The 16,888-nt window shown below is 38.3% G+C and carries 13 protein-coding genes; 6 read left to right on the forward strand and 7 right to left on the reverse strand.

Going from position 1 to position 16,888, the window contains the following annotated elements:
• The 3 genes from NEOC84_RS02250 to ftsY form a co-directional block, all read right to left on the reverse strand.
• A partial coding sequence (locus NEOC84_RS02250) for a DUF4277 domain-containing protein (RefSeq protein ID WP_166154893.1) occupies positions 1-279 on the reverse strand: 279 nt, incomplete at its 3' end.
• Between the two features lie 673 nt (positions 280-952).
• A complete protein-coding gene (locus tag NEOC84_RS02255) occupies positions 953-1,315 on the reverse strand; it encodes a hypothetical protein (protein WP_166154895.1) in 363 nt (120 codons plus the stop codon).
• 266 nt (positions 1,316-1,581) lie between these two features.
• Positions 1,582-2,511 carry a signal recognition particle-docking protein FtsY gene (gene ftsY, locus NEOC84_RS02260; RefSeq protein ID WP_166154897.1) on the reverse strand — a complete coding sequence of 310 codons (930 nt, stop codon included), beginning with the start codon at positions 2,509-2,511 and terminating at the stop codon, positions 1,582-1,584.
• 682 nt (positions 2,512-3,193) lie between these two features.
• Between ftsY and NEOC84_RS02265 the strand changes: the two genes are divergently transcribed.
• The 3 genes from NEOC84_RS02265 to NEOC84_RS02275 all read left to right on the forward strand — a co-directional run bounded on the left by NEOC84_RS02265 (position 3,194) and on the right by NEOC84_RS02275 (position 5,454).
• The gene (locus NEOC84_RS02265; RefSeq protein WP_166154899.1) at positions 3,194-4,375 is read left to right on the forward strand and encodes a site-2 protease family protein; all 1,182 of its coding nucleotides are present in this window, start codon (positions 3,194-3,196) and stop codon (positions 4,373-4,375) included.
• 116 nt (positions 4,376-4,491) lie between these two features.
• Positions 4,492-4,917 (forward strand): hypothetical protein, encoded by a 426-nt coding sequence (locus NEOC84_RS02270; protein WP_166154901.1) that lies wholly within the window; start codon positions 4,492-4,494, stop codon positions 4,915-4,917.
• 303 nt (positions 4,918-5,220) lie between these two features.
• Positions 5,221-5,454 carry a hypothetical protein gene (locus tag NEOC84_RS02275; protein WP_166154903.1) on the forward strand — a complete coding sequence of 78 codons (234 nt, stop codon included), beginning with the start codon at positions 5,221-5,223 and terminating at the stop codon, positions 5,452-5,454.
• Between the two features lie 53 nt (positions 5,455-5,507).
• Here the strand turns inward: NEOC84_RS02275 and NEOC84_RS02280 are convergent, their stop codons facing one another.
• From NEOC84_RS02280 to NEOC84_RS02290, 3 genes are read right to left on the reverse strand one after another with little or no spacing between them, the layout of a single operon-like run.
• Positions 5,508-6,926, reverse strand: a complete 1,419-nt coding sequence (locus NEOC84_RS02280; RefSeq protein WP_166154905.1) for a Do family serine endopeptidase — start codon at positions 6,924-6,926, stop codon at positions 5,508-5,510.
• Positions 6,927-6,936: 10 nt separating this feature from the next.
• Positions 6,937-8,421 carry a dipeptidase gene (locus tag NEOC84_RS02285; RefSeq protein WP_347566628.1) on the reverse strand — a complete coding sequence of 495 codons (1,485 nt, stop codon included), beginning with the start codon at positions 8,419-8,421 and terminating at the stop codon, positions 6,937-6,939.
• Between the two features lie 16 nt (positions 8,422-8,437).
• Complete coding sequence (locus NEOC84_RS02290) at positions 8,438-9,745, reverse strand: M48 family metallopeptidase (protein WP_166154907.1); 1,308 nt, start codon at positions 9,743-9,745, stop codon at positions 8,438-8,440.
• Positions 9,746-10,521: 776 nt separating this feature from the next.
• Here NEOC84_RS02290 and NEOC84_RS02295 point away from each other — a divergent pair.
• Complete coding sequence (locus NEOC84_RS02295; RefSeq protein WP_166154909.1) at positions 10,522-11,778, forward strand: dicarboxylate/amino acid:cation symporter; 1,257 nt, start codon at positions 10,522-10,524, stop codon at positions 11,776-11,778.
• Between the two features lie 45 nt (positions 11,779-11,823).
• The gene (gene mnmA / locus NEOC84_RS02300) at positions 11,824-12,957 is read left to right on the forward strand and encodes a tRNA 2-thiouridine(34) synthase MnmA (protein WP_166154911.1); all 1,134 of its coding nucleotides are present in this window, start codon (positions 11,824-11,826) and stop codon (positions 12,955-12,957) included.
• Positions 12,958-13,020: 63 nt separating this feature from the next.
• Here the strand turns inward: mnmA and NEOC84_RS02305 are convergent, their stop codons facing one another.
• On the reverse strand, positions 13,021-13,701 hold the full coding sequence (locus NEOC84_RS02305) for a hypothetical protein (protein WP_166154913.1): 681 nt from the start codon (positions 13,699-13,701) through the stop codon (positions 13,021-13,023).
• A 1,093-nt stretch (positions 13,702-14,794) separates the two neighbouring features.
• Here NEOC84_RS02305 and NEOC84_RS02310 point away from each other — a divergent pair.
• Positions 14,795-16,831 (forward strand): DUF4116 domain-containing protein, encoded by a 2,037-nt coding sequence (locus tag NEOC84_RS02310; protein ID WP_166154915.1) that lies wholly within the window; start codon positions 14,795-14,797, stop codon positions 16,829-16,831.
• Positions 16,832-16,888: the final 57 nt, after the last annotated feature.

The following is a 16,888-nucleotide window of genomic DNA, read 5'->3' on the forward strand; positions in this document are numbered from 1 at the left end:
TCTACCTAAACGATCATCCGATATATTTTCAGATCTACACGCTCTTCCTAATAATCGTTCCACAGGTTTACTTGCGTAAAATTGTGCTTCTAAATATAACGGACGTGAAGTAAAACCTAACCCATTGATGACCATTAATTTGATACATTCCCCTATTGTTATAATAGCTCGGGGATCGGGGGGAATGAGCTGATCTATCATGCTCACTAAATTGATCTCGTCGCACATGGCAGAAACAATCCCTAAGTGGTCAAGATCTTTGCTACTATACTCTTCCATCGCTTATATCCTCTCTTTCTTTGCTTTGAGAGGAACAAGATTAGTTTTTTCTTAAAAAACTTAAGTCAATTTCTCAAAATAATAAAAAAATTATCCAACCATTGTTTTAACCTGCGGAATGTGGGTTAAAAGAAACCTTTTACTCAATAGAAAAACTTTAAAATAAAAGGAAAAACTTTTCAATTTATCGCATGTTTTTCTCCAAATCCCTGGCTAACCAAGTGTTTCAACTGAATTTCAAAGGCTTAAAATGGTGTTAGATTTTTGGTTGGTGCCATGCTCTTCTATTCGTATTTATTTAAAAGTATTTCCAAAACCCAAGAATTAGCTAGGTTCCCTAATTGAAGAAAATCTAGCTAGCTTTATCCTTTATTTAAAATTAAGTGTTTCTCTTTACTATTTTCTTAAAGCTAAATTGAAGCTAAAATTTAAGCGTGTAGTTTTTTAATTTTCTTTTTTAATCAACTCTTTTGGCTTAAAGAATGTTAAATATCTTTTTAATTTTATTCATATTTTAACGGGTGTAGCCCAACAAAGGGATGAAAAGGGATTGGATTTACTAACCGCTCTTTCCAGCATTTTTTCCCTCTATAAATGAGCAGGCATCCTTTCCTAATCATTTTAAATTTGCCTAGCAAGGATTTATAATAGCTAAGCCAAGTGATATAAAAAATTACCCACCTATATTTAAATTAACATTAATTCCATTATCCCAGTAGTAATTAGGATGATAGTAATAATAGGGATAACCATTATAATAATAGGGATAGGTAACAGAAGTATCGCTATAGACGAAGCCTGGATTATACCAGGGATCTACCACATATACATTGCTATGTCCATGCTCATGATGCCAACGATGGTCTTCATGATGATGTTCCCAACCATGATCTTGTTTTCCATGAAAGCCCTCGTAAGAATGATGTCCTTCTTCCTTAACGCCTCCATGGTCACTCCCACCGTGTGCAAACAATCTAAGAGATGAAATAGCAAGCGTGGCGCTCAAAATTGTGACGCGAATTAAGCTTTTTTTCATAATTAATCCCTCCTTTAACTTATAATTTCTTTTAACGATTTTGTGAGTTTTGAACAAGAAGGTAATGGAGAAGAATGTAAAAATATTTTATTATGCTTGCTTTCAAATATATAGAATATAAGAAGCCTGCTTTTCGGAAATTATGAAAAGCTAAAGAAAAGAAAAAATTAATTTTCTTTAAGATTTGATAAGTTTAAATTTTGCTTAGGTAGAGGTGATTTTTCAATTGAATAACTTTAATATATAGATCTGAGTTTATAAACTTTTTATTCATCAAACAGCGCTTTTACAAAGCTTTCAGCATTAAAAGGCTCAAAATCTTCTACTCCCTCACCAAAGCCTATATATTTAATAGGAATACCAAGCTGTTGTTGAATGCTAATAGCAATTCCCCCTCTTGCTGTTCCATCAACTTTAGTAAGAATCAAACCAGTAATAGGGGTATGCTTATGAAAAATAGTAGCCTGATCGATTGCATTTTGTCCTGTCGTCGCATCAAGAACCAAAAGAATTTCCTGAGGGGTGCTATTTTGCACTTTATGGCAGGATCTTTTGATCTTTTCAAGCTCTTGCATAAGATTAGCTTTGGTATGTAGCCTTCCAGCAGTATCAATGATTAATATATCTGCTCCTCTTGCTTTGGCTGCTGTTACCGCATCAAAAGCAACTGAGGCGGGGTCACTTTTGGCAGCTCCTTTAACAATGTGAATATTTAAGAGCTGTGCCCAGCGCTCCAACTGTTCGACTGCAGCAGCGCGAAAGGTATCAGCTGCGGCGAGTAAGACTTTCTTACCTTGGCTATGGTAGAACTTGGCGAGCTTAGCAGCTGAAGTGGTTTTACCATTTCCATTAACTCCTACAATTAGAATAACATGAGGGGTAGAGGAATCCATAGTTGAGACAGAAAGGGAAGGGCTCTTAAGGCTTTGGACAATGTCTTGTTGAATTTCTTTGACTAAATCTTCCGGTTTTAAAAGTGGATGGCTGATGTGTAACTGGCGAATTTTCTCGGTTAAAGTTGCGGACATTTTAACCCCTAAATCCGCTTCATATAAAGTACGTTCTATTTGCTCTAAAGTTTCCTCATTGAGGGGTTTGCTAAAAAGAGCTTTAAGCTTATGTCCTAATACAGCACTTGTCTTGGATAAGGCTTTTTTTAATTTAGTATAGCTGCCTTTTAAAAAATCTAAAATCATAAAAGTTTTTTGTAAATTTAGGTTAAGTAGAAAAAAAGTATACCACATCAGGCTTGAAGATTAAAAAGAAAAAATAGGTTAAGTGCTGTGAGGTGGAGGGGAGTGATGATGAATCTTCATGCCTTTCAATCTTAAAAAAATATTGGCTAGCTTAGCCCTTCTTGTAATGGCCTTTAATTAAGCAAGGGGAATAACGGGCGATATGATCTTAAAATAGATGAAATGATTAAAGGGCAAGTTTAAGGATTAAAGCAAGAGAAGTAGGAAGAGTTCCATATTAGGGAGTAAAGTTTTGCAGTTGGTTGACGCAATATTTAAAAAATTTTATACCTTCTTTGCTCAGCTTAAGCATCGCTGCTAAAGCAAGGATTTAAGACATTTTCTCTTTCTTTTATAAAGTTATAGTTTATTGAGAAAAAAGTTAGGAAGAAGGAGGCTACTCATAGTAAGCGAAAATGGGGCAGGGAAGCAAGGAAGAGACTGCCTAAACAAATGAAAATTTAGGAAAATAAATTTGTAGCCCTAACTTTTGGCCCATTGGGTCTTCTCTTAGGAGAAATAGGCGACTACAATTCTAGTGGCACAAAAGGAAGGGCTGCTGATAAGATAAAACAGATGGAAAGCTCAAAAAATATAATTCAACAAGCTGTCTTAAAAAGAAGCAAAAGGCATAAAAGAAATAATGGTTACTATTCCTGGAAAAATTCCTCTACGTATTTATCCTTTTTTTTGGATTTTAACTTTGATTATCGGCTGGTTAAACAGTTTTTCAGAAATAACATCTATCCATGCAGTTTTAATTAAAACTGTGCTATGGGTCATCGTTATTACGTTTTCCATTATTGTGCATGAATATGGGCATGCTTTATCCGCGCTTGCTTTTGGCCAACGTTCTACTATAGAGCTTACTGGCTTAGGAGGAGCAACTTATCGAACAGGCCCTAAGCTTAAGCTATGGCAAGAATTTATCATTGTCCTTGCAGGTCCGCTTGCTGGCTTTGCTTTAGCAGGAGGCTCTTATCTATTTTTAAATAGATGGAGTGAACATTCTTCCCATCTAGGAATCTTTGCTTTGGAAATCTGTTTCTATGTCAATACCTTTTGGACAATAGTTAATCTGCTACCTGTGCAACCTCTAGATGGAGGACGGCTTTTAAGTATAATTTTAGAAGGCTTATTAGGCCTGCGAGGAATCAAAATTGCCTCTTTTATAAGCATTCTTATTGCTGCAGGTGTAGGTTTATTCTTTTTTGCAGTGCAAGCCACTTTAGCAGGATCTTTGTTTTTAATTTTAGCTTTTGAAAGCTATCGTTCCTGGCAAAGCACGTTATCGATGCAAGCGCAAGATCAAAACGATGAGATTAAAGATTTATTAAAAGCTGCAGAAGAAGACCTCCAAGAAGGAAGGAAGCAAGGAGCTTTCGAGAAATTTAAAACTGTTCGCAACAGGACACAATCAGGTGTTTTATATAGGCAGGCTACCTACCATGAGGCCCTTTTATTAAATGAAAAAGGAGACTATAAAGCAGCCTATGAAATTCTTTATCCTCTTAAAAATAAATTTCATCTGCCTATTTGGCAGTTATTGCAAGATTTAGCTTATCATAATCAAGATTGGAAAGAGGCTATTCAATTAGGTAATCGAATATTTAGTGAGGCCCCTAGCTACCAGACTGCTCTTACCAATGCCCTCAGCTATGCTCAGCTAGGTTTGTCTAAACCTGCCGTAGGATGGTTAGAATCGGCTTTTAGGCAGGGGATGCCTTATAAGACTCCCATCCTTTCTAAAAGTGAATTTGATTCTATCCGCCCCAGTAGCGCTTTCCAAAATTTATTAAAAAATTGCCTTAATGAATTAAACTGAATTTTTTTTATAACAATAATTGTAAAAAGATGAGTTTTTTTATCTTTTATTACTTGTGTTGTTTATAGGCGTTAATTATAATTATTTATTTATTAACAATAAAGCTTGGATGAGCCATGATTCCCCCTTCTGTAGGAGCGACCCCAAATATACCTCTTTCCCTTAAAATAGAGGAAAAAGAGAATTCCAAAAGTAGAGCTATACAAATATGCAAAGAAAAATATCCTAGTGACTTTAAGCAAAAAAAAATTATTGCCCTGGCCATCGTGATTGGAACTTTATCTTTAACGCTTCTTTCTGTGGTAGGTTCAATTGTAGCTGCCCTCACCTTAGCTTCTCCTTTAGGAATTGCTTTATTTGTAGCTACTCCTTTAGCTATTGTAGGAATAGGCTTTCTTATCAAAAAGATAGATGACAAAACTCTTTATTGGTCGAGGGGAGTAGCTAATGGCCTTATCGAGAAAAAAGCTAAAGAGGAAAAGGAAGCAAGGGAAAAAGAAAAAGATAACGCTTGCAAAGTAGCAGTATCTAAGAATAGTTAAATTTAGCTTTCCTGTTTTCCTAAGAAATAGCTCCCTCTTTGGCTTAAGATGTATGGTTTCTTAGCTGCTTATCTACAATTGTTTGCCGACTTCTATCTTTTCTTAAGATGATCCATCTGTTTTTACTTTAGACAGGCTATTTAGCTAGCTGCGGAGGTTATTTATTTGATAGCTAGGAAGTTTTCTCTACCTTTTTGTTTTTTAACTTCTATTTTTTTAGGAAATGGAGCTTTTCTTTACCGAAATTAAAAGAATTTGCTATAAGAGTGCTGTTTCTAAATTAAACCCTGTGGAGAAGAACCCATGAAATTAAAATTAGTTTCTATCTTATTGTATACGATGATGCCTATGTTAGCTACAGCAGCACCTGCAGTCGATCAATCAGCTGTTACAGAGGAAAAAGTTCCTTTCAATTTACATAGCAATCCTGATACAACAGATGTATTTGCTATTCCCTTAGACTCTAGCGAAGCCGAGCTAGATGGAGAAGAAGAAGAACTACAAGAACTTCAAAAATACGATGTAAAGAAAAATTAAGCCTTTTAGAAGAAGTGCGAAGCTATCATTAGCTTCGCACTTAAATATCTCCCTTATTTTACCCATAAAGAAATAAAACGAGTTGTATTTCCTTGCTTAACCAGCAGAAGGACTGGTTTATTGCTATCGTGGGTATCCAAGAGCTTGTTGAACTGATCCAGACTGCTAACAGGCTGTTGATCAAGGCTTAAGATTAAGGTTCCTTTTTTTAGGCCTGTCCATGCCGCAGCGCTATTAGGTAAAATCTTTGAGATCACCACACCTTTTTGCTCCCCATATCCTAAAGAGCGGGAAAGCTCAGGTGTAAGTTCTTGCACTTCAATACCTAATTTGTTTTCTTTTTGCGTTAAGCTAGAAGTTTTTTCTCCTAACCTAGGCATCCTGCCAACTTCTAGAGTGAGGGTAAAAGGTGGTATATCTTTACGCTGAAGGGTAAGGGTTAATTTGCTGCCTGGCTTCATTAAGCCAATCGCATTCCTTAGCTCTCCAATAGTGTTAAATGAACGATCATTATATTGGAGAATGACATCACCTTGTTTAATACCAGCTTTTTCTGCCGGTGAATCTTTACTTACCTCTGCTACAAGAGCTCCTTGAGGTTTTTCTAAGCCTAACGCTTTGGCAAGATCTTTGTCGACTATTTGCAAAGCCACCCCTATAAAGCCATTGGAGATGGTTCCACTTTCTAAAATTTGTTCGAAATCATTTTTAATGATGTTGCTAGGGATTGCAAAGCCAATACCCATATGGCCACTACCATTTCTTGAGATAATAGCTGTATTCATGCCAATCACCTCACTTTTTAGATTCAAAAGAGGACCTCCAGAATTGCCACGATTAACGGCAGCATCTATTTGAATAAAATCTTCAATTTGAGCAATATCGAGGTTATTCCGACCTTTAGCGCTTACCACGCCCACAGTTAAACTAGCCTCTAAGCCTAAAGGGGCACCAATAGCCACAGCCCATTGGCCTACTTTAATCTCATCCGAGTTAGCTAGCTTAAGGTAGGGTAAATCTTGAGCATCAATTTTTAATACTGCCACATCGGTGCTTGGATCTTGTCCAATAATAGTAGCAGTAAAGCTTCTTTTATCATTAAGAATGACCTCTATTTCAGTAGCTTTATTGATAACATGGCTATTGGTAATAATATAGCCATCAGGGGAGACAATAAAGCCGGAGCCTTGATTAATTTCTAGTTCAGGTAAGGGCTCAGGATAAAGAGGAGCGCCAAAAAAAGGCTGAAAAGGTTGAAAAAACTCATCATTAAAGAAATTGCTGCTGGGGGGAAAAAAACTTTTTGTTTTAACTTGAATAGAAACGACAGCAGGAATTGCTTGGTCAGCAATTTGCGTAAAATCTTGTAAAAGAACATTTGAACTGATTTCTTTAGAACTTAAAACAGACCCCTGGCTAAAAATTAAGGAAAAACATACCAGGGTCAATAAACCATGTTTAATTAGATGCATAATTACCTTCCTAATTGGCTAAAAATTCAAGAGTTCGTGCAATAATTAAATAACCTTTTTCTAATCGATCGATTCCAAAATGCTCGTTAGGAGCATGAATTTGATCATCAGGCAAGCCCAATCCCATGAGAACAACCTCACTTTGGCTGGCTTCAGAAAGCTGCTGGATGATCGGTATGGATCCTCCCGAGTATGTAAAAGCACATGAAGTCTTATACACCTCCTCATAAGCTTTAGCGAAAGCTTGTACACATTTAGATGAAGGCTCTATTCTTACTGCCTTGCCTCCGCCTGCATGGATATGAACTTTCACTTCCACGCCTTCCGGAGCTTTTTGTTCAATAAAATTAGCAATTTTTTTAGCAGTTTCCTCGGGAGATTGGTGCGGAACTAACCGACACGATAGCTTAGCTGTAGCTTGAGAAGGAATGACAGTTTTAAAGCCTTCTCCTGCATATCCTCCTGAGATTCCGTTAATTTCTATTGTCGGTCTAAGCCAGCTTCTTTCTAAGGGCGTATAGTTTTTTTCTCCTCCGGTAGGCTTAGCTCCAAAAGTAAAGAAATAGTCTTGTTCGTCAAAATCAAAAGTAATTCTTTCTTTTTCCTCTGGGCTAAGCTCCTGCACATCTTTGTAAAAGTCAGGAATTCTTATACGACCTGTGGGGTCTCTTAGCTGCGCTAAAATATCTACAAGCGCATGCAGGGGATTATAAGCTATTCCTCCATATGAACCTGAATGTAAATCGGTCTTAGTACCTTTAACTTCCACATCCATGGTCACAATTCCTCTAACTCCTAAGGTAACTGCAGGAGCGGTGGCATGGCGAAGTCCTAAGTCCACAATGGCAAGATAGTCTGCTTGAAGTTCTTTCTTTTTATATGCCAATAGTCCTGAAAGCCCCAAGCTGCCACATTCTTCTTCTCCTTCGATGCAAAATTTAACATTAATTGGCAATTTTCCATCAATATTCATAAGAGCTTTGATGGCAAAAAGTGTGTAAAAACATTGGCCTTTATTATCTTGAGCTCCACGCGCATAGACTTCTCCGTGGCGAATAGTAGGCTCAAAAGGGGATGTGTGCCATGCCTCTAGAGGATCAATAGGTTGAACATCATAATGATTGTAAATTAATAAGGTAGGCTGGGAAGGGCCGGCCTTCATGTAAGAGGCAAATATGACAGGATGCCCTTTAGTAGGCCAAATTTCAGCCTCAAAACCTATATTTTTAAGATAGCTCATCACCCATTGGGCACAGGCTTCCATCTGGGAGGTATAGCCTATCTCTGAGCTAATACTTTGAAAACGTAAAAAAGCAAAATATTCTTCCAAAGCAATTTTTTCCTGCTTTTTATAATAGTCCTGCAAAATATGCAGGGAAGGGAAAGAGTTTTGCATCAATTGACCTCTTGATAAACGTTGAATGAAACTTAAGAAAGATCTATACCATCGCGCATGTTTTTCTCTCAATAAAAGTTCCCAAAGCGTATAAATCACGGCTTAATGAGCGGTCCTATAAGTTAATCGTGAGATAAAGCAGGAAGGTTAAAGCCGTGAGGAAAAGGGCAACATAGATTAAAAGAGCTTTTTTTACTTTACGATGATGCTGCTCGATTAACAGCGGGCTTAGTAGGCAAGACTTCAAAAACTCTACCCTTTCTTTAATACTGTAATGATGCCAGTTGGGAGTGGCATATCCTCCATTAGCATAGGCTACAGCTTCTAAAGCATTAATCATAGACTCTAAAGGTAAACCGACTTTAAAGACATGTAAGTCTGCTTGTCTTTCAAAAAGCCGAGAGAAGAAGCCAAACACACCGCGAAAATAGCCTAAGATAATAAGAGCATAAAAAGAAAAAAACTTGAGCAGGTTGAAAAAATTTCCTGCGGCAGAAAGAGGCCAAGCCTTTTCTTGCCCTAGAAAGTAGGACAATGGGGCGGAGAAAAAATAAAAAAATATACCGGTAAGTGGAAGGAGACCACTTAAAATAAAGGGATAAAACAATAAATGGCGATGAGTATTATGGCCGATTTCATGGGCTAGGATGGCTTCAATGCTTTCTGTTGAAAGTTCTTTTAAAAGTCGCTCTGTGAACATAACATAGCGGAAAGGAGATATGATTCCCATAATGCCCGCGGTCAGTTGATCGTGCATTACCGTCCATGTTCTCATGCCTGCGTGTTTAAATCCCGCTTTTTGGCAAACTATTGCTAAGCGATCATTTAGCGCTCCTGCTGGTAAGGGGTTGCATTTCCAAATTTTTTGAAGGAAATAGGGAAGGAAAATGAATAGCAAGATAGCTATGAGGACACTGAAAGAGGCAGACATCCATTCAAGAGTTTTTGTAGAAACCTGCGGGCCTAGTAGCGTGCTAAAAATATCTAAAGCTAAGGTAATGATAACGAAGGGAAGGAAAAAGGGAACCAATAGCTTTAGCTGCCGTTGAGCGTAATAAAAGCGTGTTTCGGAGATATTGTAAGAATAAAACTTCACAAATGAAAGAGCATGAAAAAGCCCTAGCCCTCCTAAATATAGGCCAAGTTCCCACAGAACGTTAAGAAAATGCATGTTTTGCATAAAGGGAATCATATGAAACAGGCGGCCAGCATCTAAGATATATTGATAAACGCTAAGGTAGGCTAACAATTCTATGTTTATAATGAAGAGAATAAAGCTCGGTTTTCTTCTAAACAACTTCTTTAAAAGAGGATATTGGAAAAAGAAGGTACCGCATAGGCCTACATAAAGAAGCAGGGATATGCCAAAAGCATCCCAGACAGATTTAATTGCTGGCGCTGAAGTTTCTGGTAAACTATTCATTAGTAGGAAAGCTAAAATTAAGAAAAAAATATGGGTAAACATATGAGTAAATTATAAGAGCCCCTTCCACAATTAATCAACCTTACTTTTTTTTGATGTTATTCTCCTCTTGATAAGAGAGGACGAAAAATTAAGAAAATTTCTGAAAAAGGTTTAGCAGTTATCTTCGTAAATTATTCAATCCAAGTTCTTCTTTTCTCTACTTACATGCCTAGCTTGATGGTTAAAACTTTTTAACTATCTATAGCAAGAGTAAGCTTACAATCCTTACAGCTATGTAGCAATTTATCAAGAAACTAAATTTCTTGATTTAACTATTTAAGCTCTTTGATAGAACTTAAAAAACACCTAACTTAAGGAGTTTAACTTACTTTTTTTGCAAAAGCCTTATTATAAGGTTATAGAAGAGGATGATTATTTCTCTAAACTAGAAAGCATAAAGGCAAGCAAGATGGCTTAAAAGGAAAAAGATGGGGTAATAAAAAGCTTTTTTTTCTAAATTAAGCTAGCCACTCTATTCTTAAGAAGTAGAGAAAAGCCTTTTTCTTCTCCTTTATTATAAGTTTGAGCCTATCTTCATATTTTTCTTAAGGATTATTACGCAATCTTCTAATTTGCTTGCGGAGAATGGATATCTTTGTGCATGGGTATAAAACTTTTATTTTTGGCCAAGTATGGTTTACTTTAAAGTTTTGAATTCAGTCGGTCTTTATATTATTTCATTTTGAAAAAAGAAATTTTTCTTTATAATTTTCTTATTTTACTGGGGCAGTTATATGAAAAATAAAGTTTTGATTAAAGTTTTTGCCTCCATTTTTTTAGCTGTAGGGGCTGGCCTTTGGTCAGGAGCAGATAAAGCGCTGGGGGGAGTGCCTTTTGTCCAGCTGTACAACTTAATAGGTCAATTATTTCTGAATGCTCTCACCTTAGTAGTCGTACCTTTAGTATCCTCCTCAATCATTGTAGGGGCTGCTCGTATGGGAAGTGAAGGGGCATTAGGGACTTTAGGCTATAAAACTTTTAGTTATTTCATTTTGACTATGGTGCTAGCTGTAGTGGTAGGATTGACTTGCGTTATGCTCATCAAGCCAGGCATAGGTCAGCCATTAGAAGAGTTAAAGAGTAGCCATCCTCAAGCAAGCAAATTAGTAGAACTTCATGCTCAAGGGCAAGGTGGAAGTTTTCAAAAAATTGAACAGCTCCTTTTGAAGCTTGTACCTTCTAATATTTTAGCTGCTGCCTCTCAAGGGCAGATGTTAGGACTCATCTTTTTTAGTCTATTATTTGGATATTTTGCCTCTAGTATAGAGCCCTACCCCAGTCAAATTATATTAGGCTTTTGGAATGCTATCTTTCAGGTGATGATGAAAATTACTCATTTGGTCATGCGTGCTTTGCCGATCGGTGTTTTTGGTCTTGTAGCTAAAGTAGTAGCTACTACAGGAATAGAGGCTTTTCGCTCGGTAGCCTGGTTCACTTTAACATTTTTTATTGCTTTATTTATTTATGCGGGGATTGTTTTGCCGCTATTATTAAAATTTGTAGCTAAAGTTAGCCCCCTTGCTCATGTGCGCGCCATGGCTCCTGCTTTGTTAACGGCTTTTTCTACTAGTTCTTCTGCAGCTACCTTGCCTTTAACCTTAGAATGCTTAGAAAAGCGTGCCCATGTGCCGTATAGGATTTGCAGCTTTACCGTGCCGTTAGGCACCTCATTAAATCTTACAGCTTCAGCCTTATTTATTTGTGTGACCGTTTTCTTTATTGCCCAGGTTTATAGCTTGGCTTGGAGCCTCGGCTCGATTGCGACTATTTTTCTTTTAATTATTTTCTCTTCTATAGGCATGGCAGGAATACCCTCAGCTTGCCTTGTAGGAGCTATCTTGGTCTTACATACTATAGGATTGCCTGTAGATGCTATTGGCTTAGTATTAGCAGTAGAGCGCCTCTTAGATATGTGTAGAGCAGTAGTTAATGTTTTTGGGACCTCTTGCTGCGCCGTGCTAGTTGCTCGTTCTGAAAAAAAAATACTTTAGCCTCTATTCTCGACAAAGCATAGAAATTAATAAGATAAGGTTGTGATGATACCAAATAAGCAAAAAACTGTTGTTGTAGGAATGTCTGGTGGCGTGGACTCGTCTGTAGCGGCTTTGCTATTAAAGCAGCAAGGGTATCATGTAATTGGAATGTTTATGAAAAATTGGGAAGAAACCGATGAGCATGGAACTTGTAAAGCTTCTTATGAATATGAGGATGTTGTACGTGTTTGTGAGCAAATAGGCATCCCTTATTATGCGGTTAATTTTGTCAAAGAATACAAAGAAAATGTTTTCAATCAATTTTTAGAGGAGTTTAGGCAGGGGCATACACCCAACCCAGATATCTTATGTAATCGCGAGATCAAGTTTAAAACCATGTTTGAAAAGGCATTGACATTAGGTGCTGATTATCTAGCTACCGGACATTATTGCCAATCTTTTACCCATGATGAGGAAAGCATTCTGGCAAAAGGGATAGATCCTGGTAAAGATCAAAGCTACTTCTTATATACCATCAAATCTCATGTGCTTTCTAAAATTCTTTTTCCTGTGGGCAACCTTCACAAGCCAGAGGTTCGAAAAATTGCGCGGGAGCATTGTTTAGCTACTTCTGCTAAAAAAGATAGTACGGGTATTTGCTTTATTGGTGAGCGCAATTTTAAACAATTTTTAAGTCAATATATCGCTTACAGACCTGGAAACTTCGAAACCCTTGAAGGGCAAGTCATAGGTACACATGATGGGGTGGCCTATTATACCATAGGCCAACGTAGGGGAATGGGAATTGGAGGACAAGGAGAACCCTGGTTTGTTGTCGGTAAGGATCTAGAGCGAAATGTAGTTTATATTGAGCGTGGAGCTCATCACCCGGCCCTTTTTTGTGATGAATTAATCGCTTGCGAAGCCAGCTGGGTCTCTCCTCATGGAAGGCCAACTTTGCCCTTGGCTTGCAGAGCTAAGGTGCGCTATCGACAGACAGATCAAGCCTGTACCATTATGACAGAAACAGACAAGCAGTTAAAGGTTGTTTTTGATGTTCCTCAACGTGCCGTCACCCCTCGGCAGTCAATTGTATTCTATGAAGGTAATAAATGCTTAGGAGGAGCAATCATTCAGTCGGCAGGCATATCCTATTACCATCAGAATAAAGCTTTACCTAAGCATGTTTCTTTATAAGCCGGGTGAGCTAATTATTTTCGCCTGACTTTTCGACGTAAGCAAATCTATTAGACCTATCTTCTAAAACCAGTAGGCTAAGCCCGCTTTCATGCCATAGCCCCTAAGGCCATGTTTCTCACGAGTTAAGCTAATGTTGTAAGCAAAACCTAGATTAAGAGACCATTGTTCATGCAGGTCTTTTTCAATCAGTAGTGCATAGCTAGGACCTTTCGCATTGCTCTTACTTTTATCTGTGCCAATGCTTTTAATGGTCGTATGGCTGCGACTCCAGGCATATTGCACCATTAGGCCTGCTCGGCAGCCTTTTGCAATTCTATAAAAAACTTCGATAGAGATATAAGGTGACCAAGAGCGGAATTTTTCTTTAGCTATTAATTTAAAATCCGAGATTTTTAAGGGAATTTTAGTCTTAAGCTGAGTGTAATTAGCACCAACCGCAGGAGTAAAACACCACCTTTTAGTAGGAATGGTAAAGCCTAAGCCGCAACCTGTGGTTAACAAGGTGCCGCGATTAGATCCGTACATAAAGCCAGGTCTAATACATAACCCTTTATAGACAAGAGCATTAGCGTCTATTTTTATAGCGGGCAGGTCCATGGTTTTAACAGTTTTTCCAAAGTTTACAATATCTAAATGGACGAAAGTGGGGGCTACATCGATCTTGCCTCGGCAATCTCCTTGTAAACAAGGGAAGGTGACTATAGATAAGAAAAAGCTTAAAAGTAAGAATAAATTTTTCATCAATACATCCTATTAAAAATAGTAAACTTTTAACATAAAAGACAAAAAGTTTCTAGACTTAAATGTGCTTTCACTTTCTAGCAGTCGGGATTTTTATTCTTTAAAGTTGCCCCGGGCGTCTTTTTCGCATGCTTAGCATCCTTAAGTATTTATTTCACACAAGGGAAATTGAATACCTGCTTAGGAGGCTTAAATAGAGACTGTAAAGAGACTGTAAGTAGTCCTTTTAAATGATTAAAATCTTCTAATTTTGCCTAGGCATCTGCTATTCAGTTTTAATCCTGCTTCATTCAGAAGATAAGGGTTAAGGCAAAGATAAGTTTCTTAATTCTGCCAGAGGATGAGTTAAAGGGGTGTCTTCTAAGCAAAAATCTAACGTTGCTAAAGACGTAAATAAAGTTTCTGTTTCCCATCTAATTTTGTAAGTGCTCATGGTTTTTTGTAGATTTTTATGATTAGCAACGATTAAAAGTTCATTTTTAGACGGTTTGCAGCTACGTAAATAGGGTGCCCAAGCACCTTTATTCTAGTTAAAAAGCTTGTTTGCTTCTTTTGATTGCTATAAAACCCTATCTTGAAGGCGACTCTCTAGTCTAAAATTCTTAATTTTTAGTGAGTCTTTTATCTTGGCTAGCAAAGGTATTTGGATTTTCATTTTTTTAGTCTAGCTGCCCGATGGAAATTTACATTCTCCCTTTCTAAATCTGATCTTCCTAAGTTGGCTTTAAAAATATTCATCCATTCATTAAGTTGTTCGCGAATAGAATTTAATTGCCCCAGGTCGATTACCCCTTTCTTAATTAATAAACCTTAGATACATTACTATCAGCATGACACTTAACGAGGCAATAATGATTAGTAAAATAAAAATATGAAGTATTATTATAGATAAAAAATAATAATACGTGTTATGATTTTTCTTTATGCGTATAAATTAATATAACTAAATTAATCAGGTAATTAAAGGTCCAGTTCTTAAACGGCCTTTATTTGTTCGATAGGTTTTTAGATCAATCGATTAAGAAAGCATGCTTGTGAATAGCTTTTTTGAAGGAAGCATGCTTTTTATAAAAGAATAAATTACAAGGATACTATGGCAATAAATTCTCTATCCAGAGCGTGCTTATCTATTAATCATAAGGCTGATTACATCCCTATCGCCAGCACGGTGGTTAATTTAGTCGATATCTTTCAAAAAGTAGTTGTCTTACCTTTAAAGGAAAAAGAAAATATATCTAAAAGCCTTTACTGTACTTACCTTAAACAGAAGACTTTTAAGCGCTGTATAATTTTGTTGATTCCCGTGTTAGGGAATATACTCGTTGGAATTTGGGATTTTACCCATCCTTGCAAAGAGAATGATAGAGACGCCCTGCATACTGCAATTCAGAAGAATGATAAGAAGGCTTTTAAAGAGGCTATCTGCAGGTTTAAAAATGATAAGGAAGCCGTTCTTATCGCTATTCAGTATGATGGCTTAGCCCTTAAGTATGCTAGTTTAAAGCTTCGAAATGATAAGCAAGTTGTTCTTGCAGCTGTTCAAAAATGTGGGCTGGCGCTTAAGTATGCTAGCAGAGAGCTACGGAACGACAAAGGAATCGCTCTTGCGGCTGTTAAGGAAGATGGTTTGGCTCTTCAGTATGCTAGCGAAGAGCAGCGGAATCACGAGGGAATCGTCTTTGCGGCTGTCCAGCAAAACGGCTTGGCGCTTCAGTATGCTAGTGAAAAACTGCGGAATCACAAGGGAATCGCTCTTGCGGCTGTTAAGGAAGATGGTTTGGCGCTTCAGTATGCTAGTGAAGAACTGCGGAATCACGAGGGAATCGTTCTTACGGCTGTTCAGCAAAACGGTTGGGCGCTCCAGTATGCTAATGAAAAACTGCGGAATCACAAGGGAATCGTCCTTACGGCTGTTCAACAAAACGGTTTGGCACTTCGGTACGTTAGTGTGGCACTGCGGAATAATAAGGAAATCGTTCTTGCGGCCGTTAAGCAAAACGGTTTGGCACTTCGGTATGTTAGTGTGGCACTGCGGAATAATAAGGGAATCGTTCTTGCGGCCGTTAAGCAAAACGGTTTGGCTCTTCGGCATGCTAGCGAAGAGCTGCAGAACCACGAGGAAATCGTTCTTGCGGCTGTCAAGCAAAACGGGCTGGCACTTAAGTATGCTAGCAAAGAGCTACGGAACCACACGGAAATCGCTCTTATGGCTGTTCAGCAAAACGGCTTGGCGCTTCGGCATGTTAACGAAGAGCTGCAGAACGACAAAGAAATCGTTCTTGCTGCTGTCCAGAAATACGGCTGGGCGCTTAAGTATGCTAGCGAAGAGCGGCGGAACGACAAGGAAATCATTCTTGCTGCTGTTCAGAAATACGGCTGGGTGCTTCAGTATAGTAGCCCAGCACTTCAAAACGACAGGGAAATCGTTCTTGCCGCTATTAAGCAATGCGGTTGCACGCTTGAATATGCTAGCGAAGAGCTACGGAACGACAAAGAAATCGTTCTTACGGCTGTTCAGCAAAATGGCTTGGCCCTTCAGTATGCTAGCGAAGAACTGCAGAATAACAAGGAAATTGTCCTTGCTGCCGTTCAGCAAGATGGTTTAACGCTTCAGTATGCTAGCGCAGAGTTGCGGAGCGACAAGGAAATAGTCCTTGCTGCTGTTCAGCAACATGGTTGGGCCCTTTGCTATGCTAGCCAAGAGCTGCAGAACGACGAGAAAATTGTCCTTGCTGCAGTTCAGCAAAATGGCTTCGCGCTTCGACATGCTAGCCAAGAGCTGCGGAAAAACAAAGAGATTGTCCTTGTGGCTGCCAAGAAAGACTACTTGGCGCTTGAGTATGCTAGCAAAGAGGTGTGGCGCGACAGGGAATTCGTCCTTGCGGCTGTTAAGCAATACGGCCGGGCACTTCGATATGCTAGCGAAGAGCTGCGGAACGACAAGGAAATCGTTTTTGCGGCTGTTAAGCAATATGGCCGGGCACTTAAGTATGCTAGCGAAGAGCTGCAGAACCACGAGGGAATTGCCCTTGCTGCCGTCCTGCAAAACAGCCGGGCACTTAAGCATGCTAGCCACAAACTTCAAAAAGATTTAAGGCTTATAGTTAGGCAAAAACAAATAAGTTTATAGTCATGCGCTTTTGAATTACTTATTATGCAGCCCCATACTTTATAAAAGCCCTCTGTT

This window comes from Neochlamydia sp. AcF84 (genome assembly GCF_011087585.1).
Classification (GTDB): Bacteria; Chlamydiota; Chlamydiia; order Chlamydiales; family Parachlamydiaceae; genus Neochlamydia.